The organism is Prevotella sp. PTAC (assembly GCF_013166535.1).
Taxonomy (GTDB): domain Bacteria; phylum Bacteroidota; class Bacteroidia; order Bacteroidales; family Bacteroidaceae; genus Prevotella.
The window spans coordinates 121,030-132,535 of the sequence record NZ_JABKKK010000003.1; the positions used below are offsets into that span (position 1 = coordinate 121,030).

General features: G+C 50.0%; 7 protein-coding genes. 5 read left to right on the top strand and 2 right to left on the bottom strand.

The annotated features are described in order from the left end of the window. The first annotated feature begins 139 nt into the window (after positions 1 to 139). From leuS to HPS53_RS03260, 4 genes are all read left to right on the top strand, one after another. Complete coding sequence (gene leuS, locus HPS53_RS03245; protein ID WP_172204331.1) at positions 140 to 3,070, top strand: leucine--tRNA ligase; 2,931 nt, start codon at positions 140 to 142, stop codon at positions 3,068 to 3,070. Positions 3,071 to 3,371: 301 nt separating this feature from the next. Continuing rightward, a complete protein-coding gene (locus tag HPS53_RS03250) occupies positions 3,372 to 3,968 on the top strand; it encodes a non-canonical purine NTP diphosphatase (RefSeq protein ID WP_104369216.1) in 597 nt (198 codons plus the stop codon). A gap of 173 nt (positions 3,969 to 4,141) precedes the next feature. Beyond that, positions 4,142 to 6,178 carry a two-component regulator propeller domain-containing protein gene (locus HPS53_RS03255; protein WP_172204333.1) on the top strand — a complete coding sequence of 679 codons (2,037 nt, stop codon included), beginning with the start codon at positions 4,142 to 4,144 and terminating at the stop codon, positions 6,176 to 6,178. Positions 6,179 to 6,291: 113 nt separating this feature from the next. After that, positions 6,292 to 8,322 carry an acyltransferase gene (locus HPS53_RS03260; RefSeq protein WP_172204335.1) on the top strand — a complete coding sequence of 677 codons (2,031 nt, stop codon included), beginning with the start codon at positions 6,292 to 6,294 and terminating at the stop codon, positions 8,320 to 8,322. Here HPS53_RS03260 and nadA read toward each other — a convergent pair. Both nadA and HPS53_RS03270 read right to left on the bottom strand, forming a co-directional pair. Further along, positions 8,294 to 9,283 (bottom strand): quinolinate synthase NadA, encoded by a 990-nt coding sequence (nadA, locus tag HPS53_RS03265; RefSeq protein WP_172204337.1) that lies wholly within the window; start codon positions 9,281 to 9,283, stop codon positions 8,294 to 8,296. The two genes, HPS53_RS03260 and nadA, sit on opposite strands and share 29 nt — an antisense overlap. A 5-nt stretch (positions 9,284 to 9,288) precedes the next feature. Further along, positions 9,289 to 9,510, bottom strand: coding sequence for a hypothetical protein (locus tag HPS53_RS03270; protein WP_216651874.1), 222 nt, complete (start codon positions 9,508 to 9,510; stop codon positions 9,289 to 9,291). A gap of 1,350 nt (positions 9,511 to 10,860) precedes the next feature. Here HPS53_RS03270 and HPS53_RS03275 point away from each other — a divergent pair. After that, complete coding sequence (locus HPS53_RS03275; protein WP_172204341.1) at positions 10,861 to 11,469, top strand: hypothetical protein; 609 nt, start codon at positions 10,861 to 10,863, stop codon at positions 11,467 to 11,469. The last annotated feature ends 37 nt before the right edge of the window (positions 11,470 to 11,506 follow it).

An 11,506-nucleotide genomic window follows, 5' to 3' on the forward strand; every position in this document is an offset into this window, starting at 1 on the left:
GTTATTATCCTGCTTTTCGCTATCTTTGCACATTAATATAAAAGCAGGCAACAGCGCTCGAACCGTTGCCCGGAGACACGACTGTCGATGACGGCGGCACATCCGCGAAAAGCGAAAAACAAAAAAACAAGATACGGAAATGGAATACAATTTCAGAGAAATCGAGAAAAAATGGCATGAGAAGTGGGTGAAAGACAACACCTACAAAGTGACGGAAGACAAGGAAAAAAAGAAGTTCTACGTGCTTAACATGTTCCCCTACCCCTCGGGAGCCGGCCTGCACGTAGGCCACCCGCTCGGATATATAGCCAGCGACATATACGCACGGTACAAGCGTCTCAACGGATACAACGTGCTGAACCCGATGGGTTACGACGCATACGGACTGCCCGCCGAGCAATACGCCATACAGACGGGACAGCACCCGGCGGTGACTACCGAGGCTAACATCGGCCGATACCGCGAGCAGCTCGACAAGATAGGCTTCTCGTTCGACTGGAGCCGCGAGATACGCACCTGCGATCCGGAATACTATCACTGGACGCAGTGGGCGTTCAAGAAGATGTTTGAAAGCTACTACTGCAACGACACTAACAGGGCAAGACCGATACAGGAACTCACGGACGCTTTCCAAAAACACGGGAACGAGGGTCTCAACGCGGCCTGCGGCGAGGAACTTCACTTCACTGCCGAGCAGTGGAAGGCCATGACCGAGAAAGAGCAGCAGGAGATACTGATGAACTACCGCATAGCCTACCTTGGCGAGACGATGGTAAACTGGTGTCCGCAACTGGGCACCGTGCTGGCAAACGACGAAGTGGTGGACGGAGTAAGCGAGCGCGGCGGCTATCCCGTGGTGCAGAAAAAGATGCGCCAGTGGTGTCTGCGCGTGTCGGCATACGCACAGCGTCTGCTCGACGGACTGGACAACGTAGACTGGACCGACTCGCTGAAAGAGACGCAACGCAACTGGATAGGACGCAGCGAGGGTACGGAAATGAGGTTCAAGGTGGCAACACCATCAGGCTCACCCGAAAGGGTAGAGCCGTCAGACGATGGCCGCCGGGACGCCGACTCTTCATCCCCACTTATGGATGAGGACGATAGCTTCACAATCTTCACCACCCGCGCCGACACCATATTCGGTGTGACATTCATGGTGCTCGCACCCGAGAGCGAACTCGTAGACCGCCTTACCACTGCCGGACAGCGCGCCGCAGTGGACGAATACATAGCATACGTGAAGAAGCGCACCGAGCGCGAACGTATCAGTGACCGACGTGTCACGGGCGTGTTCTCGGGCAGCTATGCCGTCAACCCGTTCACGGGAAAGAACATCCCGATATGGATCAGCGAGTATGTCCTCGCCGGATACGGCACGGGAGCCATCATGGCAGTGCCTGCGCACGACTCGCGCGACTATGCCTTCGCCAAGCATTTCAACCTGCCGATTATCCCGTTGATAGAGGGAGCCGACGTGAGCGAGGAGAGCTTCGACGCCAAAGAGGGTATCGTGATGAACTCGCCGGCCGCCGCCGACTCAACGGACGGAGTGGGAGAGGGGGGCTTCTCGCTCAACGGACTTACAGTAAAGGAGGCCATCGCCAAGACCAAGGAGTATGTCAAAACCAATAATCTGGGCCACGTGAAGGTAAATTTCCGTCTACGCGATGCCATATTCTCCCGCCAGCGCTACTGGGGCGAGCCGTTCCCCGTATACTACAAGGACGGCATGCCATACATGATTCCGGAAGACAAGCTGCCGCTTGAACTGCCCGAAGTGGCTAAGTTCCTGCCCACGGAGACGGGAGAGCCGCCGCTCGGACACGCCACGAAATGGGCTTGGGACACTGAGAAAAACGAGATAACGGACAACACTAACATAGACAACGTCAAAGTATTCCCAATCGAACTGAACACCATGCCGGGATTTGCCGGTTCGAGCGCGTATTACCTGCGCTATATGGATCCGCACAACAACAGTGCGCTCGTAAGCGAAGACGCGGCCGGATACTGGCAGTGCGTCGATCTCTACGTGGGCGGCACCGAGCACGCCACCGGTCATCTCATCTACTCGCGCTTCTGGAACAAGTTCCTCTACGATTACGGATACTCGCGCAGCGAAGAACCGTTCCGCAAGCTCGTCAACCAGGGCATGATACAGGGACGTAGCAACTTCGTATACCGCATCAAGGATACCAATAAATTTGTCTCACTGGGCCTCAAAGACGAATACGACGTTACTCCTATTCATGTTGACGTGAACATAGTAAGCGGCGACATACTCGACACCGAAGCCTTCAAGGCATGGCGACCGGAATACAACAATGCCGAGTTCATACTCGAAAACGGCAAGTATGTGTGCGGATGGGCGGTCGAGAAAATGTCGAAGTCGATGTACAACGTGGTCAATCCGGATATGATCGTGGAGAAATACGGCGCCGACACACTCAGGCTCTATGAGATGTTCCTCGGTCCCGTGGAGCAAAGCAAGCCGTGGGACACCAACGGAATAGACGGTTGCCACCGTTTCTTGAAGAAGTTCTGGGGCTTGTTCTACGACCAAAAGAGCGGCAACGCCACATGGGACGACAGCGAACCGACTGCCGGACAGCTCAAATCGGTACACAAGCTGATAAAGAAAGTGTCGCAGGACATAGAGAATTTCAGTTACAACACGTCGATATCGGCGTTCATGATATGTGTCAACGAACTGTCGCAACAGAAGTGCTGCAACAAGGAACTGCTCCGAACGATTGTCGTTCTCATAGCCCCGTTCGCCCCGCATATAGCCGAAGAGTTGTGGAGCGCACTCGGAGGCGATGGCAGCGTGTGCGATGCCGCATGGCCCGAACACGACGAGAAATATCTCGTTGAGAGCACCGTGCAGCTCGGTGTGGCCTTCAATGGCAAGCGTCGCTTCGAGATGCAGTTTGCCGCCGATGCCGACAACAAGCAGATAGAAGCCGCCGTGCTGGCCGACGAGCGCTCCGCAAAATACACTGAAGGCAAGCAGATAGTGAAGGTTATCATCGTGCCGAAACGCATGGTGAACGTGGTTATTAAATAAAATCATCTTACCAAGCCCTCAAAAACCTGTTTTTGAGGGCTTGGTAAGATGATTTTTGAAGTTAAAGAAGTTAAAGGACTTATAGCGGACAGCGTCCGCGGGAGTCAAAGACAATGGCTTTCAAGTATTGAACCATTAGCGATAAGTACAAAGATATGATTGCTTTCAAGTCTGAAAACATTGTCTTAATTTCTTAATTCCCTTATTTCTTTAACTCTGCAAAGAATAAAAAGCCATTGTCTTTGACTCCCGCGGACGCTGTCCGCTATAAATCCTTTAACTCCATTAACTCCATCATAACATGAAAATAGTATTCGCGACAAACAACGAGCATAAACTAAGTGAGATAAGAAACATGCTCGGCAGCGATATAGAAGTAGTATCGTTGAAAGACATCGGGTGCACGACAGACATACCCGAGACGGGGCACACCCTCGAAGAGAACGCCATGCAGAAAGCCTATTACATACGCCGCAATTACGGATTGAGCGTATTTGCCGACGATACGGGTCTCGAAGTGGACGCACTCGGCGGCGCGCCGGGAGTTTACAGCGCACGGTATGCGGGCGGAGCAGGGCACGACAGCGAGGCCAACATGGACAAACTGCTGGCCGAACTCGGAGACAACGACAACAGGAAGGCACGCTTCCGCACCGTGATAGCAATGATACTGACAGGCGATGGGCAAGCGGCCGACACCGTAATGACATTCGAAGGCATCGTCAACGGCAGCATAATACGAGAGAGAAGGGGTGGGGAAGGCTTCGGATACGACCCCGTATTCTGTCCCGATGGATATGAAAAGACATTCGCCGAACTTGGAAACGACATCAAAAACCAAATCAGCCATCGTGCGAGAGCGGTCAAGAAACTGGCCGGTTACCTGTTGGAAAGGTAGCATGCCGATACCATACGATTAACCATTGGTTTTCCGAAACACGGTGATTGGTTACCGATAGGAATACCCATCTGTCGACATACCGATGACCACATGCCGGAAAAACTACAATTACCTGCTGACAGAGAGACATAAGGCATCTTACGGACATACATCAAAACAAGCGTAATAATATGAAAAGAACAATCACAGTCTATATTTTCTGCATCATCGGCACAATATCCGGCAGCCTGGCGAATGCCGCCACCGGCAAATGGAACGCTTATTTGGCCTACCACGACATTCAACAGATAGTACCGGCAGGCGATGATGTGTTCGTAAGGGCGTCTAACAACCTGTTCTCTTATAACCAAAAAGACATGTCGATAACCGTTTACGACCGTACAAACGGCCTTAACGACACGTATATCACACATATGGCATGGTCGAAAACGGCGCGCCGCCTGATAGCCGTATACGGAAACTCGAACATAGACCTCATAGATGTCAACGGCAATGTGAATAACATTTCGGCGCTGTACGCAAAACCCATGACGGAAGACAAGACCGTGAACGACATCTTCATACACGGCAAACACGCCTATCTCGCCACTAATTTCGGAGCGGTAAAGGTAGACATGGACAGGGCTGAGATAAGTGAATCGTATAATATCTTCGGCATCAGCATGGCCCGCATTGTCGTAAGCGGCAACCGTATTTACGTCAAAAGAAAAGATAACATTGTGATGTCGGCATCTATGTCCGACAATTTAGTGGACAGAAACAATTGGACTATAACCCAAGACTACGACGCAAGCATGTTCGATATCGACACGAGCGATTATGACAGGTTGCTGCCCACCGTCTCGAAACTCAATCCCGGAGGACCCAAATACAATAATTTCGGCTTCATGCGGATCAGAAACAACAAACTGTATACCGTCGGTTGCGGATACAACATACTGTCGGACCTCATGCGTCCCGGCACAGTCCAGGTGCTCGACCGTTCCGACAACATATCCGATGACTGGACAATATATCAGGATGACTTCGGAACAGACGAGCATAACTATGTCGATATAATGAGCGTCGATGTTGATCCGAAAGATGCCGGACATGTGTTCGCATGCGGACGGACAGGCATTTACGAGTTCAGGAACGGCAGGTTGGAAAAGGAATACACCATGGACAACAGTCCGATAAAATCAGGTTTAAACTCATATAACTACAATTGTGTGTTCACCTGCGCTTTCGATAAAGGCGGAACGTTGTGGTGCCTGAACAGCATGGCACCCGGCCAGTCGGTAATAGCACTACAAAGAGACGGTAATTGGACCACACACAACAAGAAAGAGCTGCTCGACAAAAACGGAATATCGAAGACATATATGATAAAGATGTTTGAAGACAGCCGCGGACTGTTCTGGTTTAATTTCGACTATTGGGAAAAACCGGCCGTATTCTGCTATGATCCGGCTACCGACGGCATCAAAGCATTCGACAGGTTCTACAACCAGGACGGTGCCAACATAGGCAGCATTACCACACTTCCGGCCATAACGGAAGACAAAGAAGGGAACATCTGGATAGGAACAAACATCGGGCCGATAGTCATCGAGAAAGAAGACATATTCAAAGACGACTATAAATTCACTCAGGTCAAAGTGCCGAGAAACGACGGAACAAACCTTGCCGACTACCTGTTGGCCGGCATCGGGATAAGAGACATCGTAGTCGACGGTGCCAACAGGAAATGGTTTGCCACCGACGGCAACGGAGTATACCTCATCAGCGACGACAACATCGAGGAAATACATCACTTCACGTTCGACAACAGCATGCTTTTATCCAATACCGTCGAGTCGATAGCGGTAAACAACAGCACCGGAGAGGTGTTCATGGGCACAGACAAAGGGCTCTGCTCATACATGAGTGACGCCACGATGCCAAGCGACGACATGACAGACGACAACGTATACGCATATCCCAATCCCGTGACACCCGACCACACAGGACTCATCACCGTGGTAGGTCTCTCCATGAACGCCGACGTAAAGATAACCACGGCCAACGGAGCGATAGTGGCTCAGGGACGCAGCAACGGCGGAATGTTTACCTGGAACGGCCGTGACAAAGACGGCCGTAGAGTGGCTTCGGGCGTATATATGGTGCATACGGCAAAGGCCGACGGCTCGAAAGGCACCGTATGCAAGATAGCGATAGTCAACTGATGAAAATACCGGCAACCACCCTATAACAGACAATATTCCTAACAGACAAAGAAAGCCGCCGAACAAGACGACAATAAGCCACAGAACGAACAACAGTAAAGCACCCGAAACACATGATACGAACACTGCCGGCAGCCGAAATACTGTCTCATAAGCACACAAGATGCCTGCAAGGACTGTCCATTATTATTATAATGGCATTGCATTACGTAATGCAGACAGACGGTTATCCGAGATTTCTCAACCTGCCGGCAAGCATCGGAGTGGCAATATTCATGTTCGTATCGGGCTTCGGACTCAACGAAAGCTACAAGTCAAAAGGCATCTACGGTTTTTGGACCAAGAAGTTCAAACGCATCATCATACCGTTCTGGATATTCACGCTGCTTGTCATTCCCTTCCGAGCAGAGTTCACTCCCGAGTGGCTTTTCAATAATATCTTCTTCGTAAAATGCGACTTCTGGTTCATAACCTTCCTACTGAGGTGGTATGCCGCCTTCTGGATGGCAAACCGTTTTCTATGTCGCCATAAGACAACGGCACTGGCATTGTTCGGTGTCGCCAATGTTTTTCTGCCGCAACTGGAAAGCGAACAAGCCTTTTCGTTCTTCGCCGGCTATATGGCCTCGCGCCACATAGGCAGTATCCGGCAATGGAACGCCCGTAAAATCCTTGCCGTGGGCTTGTCATCGCTTGCCGTGGGCATGACATTCCTGCTGTTGAAAGAAATTCACTGCGTAAGGGCTTTTATCGGAACACTGCCTTACAACATCATACTGCTGCTCATCAAAATGCCTCTGGGAATATTCGTCATCACACTGCCGTATTTCTTTCCGGAGGCAACAAAATCAAGAATACTATCCGTTACAGGCTTAGCCACATACGAACTGTTCATGGTTCACACTCCGTTCATGGCCCATATTGACAATAACGCGGCAGTGATTCCGCTATACATGGCTTTTTCCTGCCTACTCGCTTATTTTCTTTATAAACTCGACAAGTTCATCGCCAAGCCTGGAAACGGCATAACATCGGCCGCCACGGTCATATACGCCGGAGTGGGATACATGGTGATATGCAAGTATACCATGCGCGTGACAGACATGTTCGGGTACATTATCATGTCATATCTGTTCGCCGTCCTCTCACTGATACATATAATGTATAAATACAAAGACAGCGCAGTCATGCGTTCGCCGAAGACCCTGTACGCCATAATCCCTGCCATGACTGTTATGATGATAGCCGTTCAATACCACTTCGACCCCATGCAGATACAAGTGGATCGCTGGTCGGCCATCCATAACGTGATAGCCGCTCTGCTTGGCGGAGAATACCCGTATATGGCCGAGACGCATTTGGGCGGCTTTGCGTCTCCTTTTCCCGTGTGGATGGTATTACACATACCATTCTACTTTTTGAACAACGTAGGACTGTCCGTAATCGCCGCAACAGTTGTCTTCATACTAAGCGTGAGGTACGCTTACGGCACGACAGCCGCCATTGTATCGGCCGCTCTGCTTACGGCGAGCGTCAGCCTGTGGTACGAGACAGCCGTGAGGAGCGACATGATGACAAACTTCATGCTGCTGTGTGCTTTCATATTATATATATGCCGGCGGCAAACAGACTTCACAAACCATGCCATAATATTGTCGGTATGCTGCGGGCTATGGCTCAGCACACGCCTTTCCACGGCCTTTCCGCTGTTCATCTGCCTGCTGCCCGGCTATCTGCGGACAGACAAAAAAATAATGATAACCGTCCCACTGACGGTTATCATCACCTTTATAATAACTTTCCTGCCGCTCGCCCTGTGGGATTTCGACGCCCTCACAGGAGCCGAATACAACCCGTTCGTGCTTCAGACACGGCAGGGGACACCCCCAGACTCAGTCATCGCGCTGACGGCAGCGCTCTTGCTCGCTCTCAAATGGAAAGGCAATCACGTCCGGATGCTCGTTTTCACGGCCGTGATGATGGTTCTGCTGCCCGCCACGGCATTTACCCACAGCATGCTGGCACACGGCACATGGACGGAGATTTTCAACTCTATGTACGACATTACGTATTTCAATGCCTCCCTGCCGTTCGCAATAGCCGGTATCGCCGCCGTCAGCTCATTGCGAGCATCCTCTCGATAGGCTTCACGGCCCGGCGAGCGGTATCAGCGTCGACATCTACTGCTGGCCATTCGTATCTTAGAGTGTTGTATATCTTCAGCAGCGTGTTCATCTTCATGTAGTCGCACTCGTTGCAGGAACATCCCATGCTTCCCTCACCGATCTCGGGAGGCACGGGGATGAATGTCTTACCGGGACACTTACGGTTCATCTCATGCAGTATCCCCGACTCGGTAGCCACTATAAACTCCCTGTCACCGCTCTTTACAGCATAGTCGAGCAACACCGCCGTTGAACCTATCACGTCGGCCAGTGCCAGCACTGTACCCTTGCACTCAGGATGCGCCAGCACCTTCACTCCGGGATGCGCTTTCTTCAAATCCGCTATCGCCTCTACCGAAAAACGCTCGTGTACATGGCAACCGCCGTTCCATAGAAGCATCTGCCTGCCCGTGACCTCGTTTATATAGGAACCGAGATTCTTGTCGGGCCCGAAGATTATCTTCTCGTCCTTAGGCAGCGCCTCCACTATCTTGCGGGCGTTTCCGCTCGTCACAACCACGTCGGTGAGAGCTTTCACGGCGGCCGTGGTGTTCACATAGCTCACCACCTTGTACCCCGGATGCTCCTCCTTATACTTTTTCAAATCCTCGGCACGGCACGAGTCGGCCAGCGAGCAACCGGCATTCAGGTCGGGAGCGAGCACCGTTTTCTCCGGACTGAGTATCTTGCACGTCTCGGCCATGAAGTGAACGCCGCACATCACTATGATACGCGCGTCTGTATCGGCAGCCTTGCGCGCCAGAGCCAGCGAGTCTCCTATGAAGTCGGCCACGTCCTGTATCTCACCCCTTGTATAGTAATGTGCCAGTATCACGGCATTCTTCTCTTCACACATCCGTCTTATCTCAGCCTTCAGGTCTGTTCCCACGGCGGCCGGTTCGTCTATGAACCCTTTCTCAACCCATTCTTTTTTTATCATCGCTGTCATTGTTTTAGCTGTCGGCGGCTGATGTGTTCCGTTCGTCGCACACAGGCTCCGCACGGTGTTTTTCCACCCGTTATCAGCTTTGTTTTATTATTATTTTTTTTATTTTCTTCTTTTAAAAAATAAAATGTTGTAGATGATGTGATGTTGATATGTTGAAAACTTTTTCTCATAATTCTTGCATATTCCGATATAAACGTAATAAATTCGTTTTTCAACATACATTGTTGATAGTTACTTGCTGACTGTTAGCCATATCGGCACTTTATCCACAATATTTCATTTCTGTGCAAAATTAATAAGTTTATATCTTTTTCCGTCAATATTCTGTTTAAAACTTACTTAAAACCGCATAATAACAGTGTTGATATCCACTGCCTGCCACAGGCTGCGCAAATCTCTGTGGATAATAAACAAGTTATCAACACGGTTATCCACAGAGTTATCAACAGTTGATAGTCCATTGTTTTCGATTTATAAATGTAATGATAAAGTCACGTATTTAACACTTTGTTTTCTGTTGAAATAGAAAACGAATACGATACGTAGCGCTATATGCAATGCGATATGCAGCTTTTCGACGGATGGTAAAAAGCGGTTTTTTCCGCAACGGGATGCCCGTTGGAGCGCGTTCGGTAGCTAATCGCGTCGCGTTCGGCATCCCGTTGGCTTGCGTTTAGCGTCTGAATGCGAGGCAACGGGACGCTGAATGGAAAAAATAGTGAGGGTAGGTGTGGTTGGTTTGGTAGGGAAAATAGGTGTGGTGGGTGTATTAGGCTGACGCGCAGGTTGTTGCGTAAAGCGGCCCATAATCCGCCTATTTCCGGCCTTTGGCTTTTAATTTTGAAACGGGCGAAATATGGATAGCGTTTTGTAAATATTATTCTGAATTATCATTGTTATTTTTTATTATTATTGCTTTTGGCGTGTCTTGATATTGTGATTATACTGTTATCCTCATGCCAGAAAACTCATGTGATTAAAATACATAATATTTTTCACAATATTTAGTTGTTTTGTAAAATATAATCGTTATATTTGCAAATGAATCCATTATTTATCGACTTTGCGTCAATCCAGGTCTCGAGCCTTTGATGACAGCCAGAGCGATGAGAAGCCTGCGCCGGGCCGCCAGCGATGTATCGGTGTATATTGCGAGGCGGCGGATTAGGGTAGGGAATACGGATTCACGACATATTAAAAGGCGTTTACATGGCGCTTTGTTCTTGACGGACTGGAATCTAGCAAATTCAACTGATATTGTCAAGGGTGAGGCAACGGTAGATGTCCTCGGGATGTGTTTTATACGCATCCCCTTTGTTGCGGTAGAGGGGTAATGGCTATTGGGTCGTTGTATTCGGATATCTGCATACAGAGGGGAATTTGTTATATACATATCGGCGTGGGCTCTAAGCGTTGCTCGTTCTACAATATCGGGCAATGCTAGAGCCTCAGTTCGTGGGACGAGTGACAGGTGCGGTTCCCACGCTTTTTTTATGTTCTGTTCAGATAATATCAAAAAGCTTTGTCAGGGGAACGGCAGGCATAAAAACATTGCGGCAAGTATTTTTATGTGGGCACTTTTTGACATTATCCGTTTTTCGGCAGGCAGCATTTTCTGGGGAGTGTTGATAGCCATGGTGTGCATGGCGCTCTTTGTGCTCATAATAAAAGGATGGTGGAAAAACGCCGTCTTCACCGTCGCCACATACGCCGTGGGAGCCGTTCTCTTCGTTTTGCTTTCAATCCAGTGCATACTCATCTGCGGATCCATAAGGATAATGAACACCGCCGGATACTATGAGCAGCAGATTACGGGGATAGTGAACAGTATTTACGACAGCGCCGATATGATAGACGTGGAACAGTCAAGCGGCATAATAGACAGTCTGACGGACAAGTATCCAATACTAAACAACTATATAGGTGGTGGGGAGTTCAGCGGTTACAGTGCCGCTGAGCTTCCACACGCCATGGCCGACGAGCTGCGTTCGTTCATGAAGAAGTATATTGTGCGCAGGTTGTTGTGGTGTCTCGGTTTCGTGCTTGTGGGAGGAGTGATAGCCGTGAAGACGATAACTGTCGAAAACAGGCTCGGCCACCGGTCGGCACGGCCTGTGAGAAGCCGTGCCCCGATGTCGGGCAGTGGTTCGCGTCCTCATGTCCGCCGCCGGCGGTGAGTGTATCCATGGAGCCATTTGTTCTATACCGATAACA

Excerpts from the sequence above, each read along its gene's own strand:
- HPS53_RS03270 (WP_216651874.1), bottom strand. The coding sequence starts at position 9,510 with ATGTTGAAAAACGAATTTATTACGTTTATATCGGAATATGCAAGAATT.
- leuS (WP_172204331.1), top strand. The coding sequence starts at position 140 with ATGGAATACAATTTCAGAGAAATCGAGAAAAAATGGCATGAGAAGTGG.
- HPS53_RS03260 (WP_172204335.1), top strand. The coding sequence starts at position 6,292 with ATGATACGAACACTGCCGGCAGCCGAAATACTGTCTCATAAGCACACA.
- HPS53_RS03250 (WP_104369216.1), top strand. The coding sequence starts at position 3,372 with ATGAAAATAGTATTCGCGACAAACAACGAGCATAAACTAAGTGAGATA.
- HPS53_RS03275 (WP_172204341.1), top strand. The coding sequence starts at position 10,861 with ATGTGGGCACTTTTTGACATTATCCGTTTTTCGGCAGGCAGCATTTTC.
- HPS53_RS03255 (WP_172204333.1), top strand. The coding sequence starts at position 4,142 with ATGAAAAGAACAATCACAGTCTATATTTTCTGCATCATCGGCACAATA.
- nadA (WP_172204337.1), bottom strand. The coding sequence starts at position 9,283 with ATGATAAAAAAAGAATGGGTTGAGAAAGGGTTCATAGACGAACCGGCC.